The 358-nt window shown below is 36.9% G+C and carries 1 protein-coding gene; it reads left to right on the top strand.

The genetic code is table 11. The annotated features are described in order from the left end of the window. The coding region (locus H740_RS11835) for a hypothetical protein (protein WP_002950791.1) at positions 1-206 on the top strand (206 nt) is incomplete at its 5' end. Positions 207-358 lie beyond the last annotated feature (152 nt).

Here is a 358-nt window from a genome sequence, read left to right as displayed (position 1 = left end):
GGGAACCTGATTATACCTGCTTTATAGATCCCTATTATTTTTCCGATCACGACTACTATTGCTTTGTCGAGTACTACCTAGACGGCGACGAGGACGATGGGGTGTTTCGCGTCAAGAGCTACGAATTCGTTCATCCCGACGATACTGAGCGAATAGCCGAACTAGACAAGATCGCAAAAAATAGCCAGGGGTTGTACCTAAAATAATTTTCGTAGCTGAAATTTGTGTTAATTTACGCAGATTTCAGCCGATTTTTATCTTCTATGCATAAAATTTCACTACCTTTATATAAAAAACTTAACCCAAAAATTTCCGCAAATTTAAAAATCAAGAACAAAAAATGATAAAGATAAAACAC

It is taken from the genome of Campylobacter showae CC57C (assembly GCF_000344295.2).
Lineage (GTDB): Bacteria > Campylobacterota > Campylobacteria > Campylobacterales > Campylobacteraceae > Campylobacter_A > Campylobacter_A showae_B.
The sequence above is the reverse complement of the archived record's forward strand: the minus strand, read 5'-3'. Positions and strand labels throughout refer to the sequence as shown.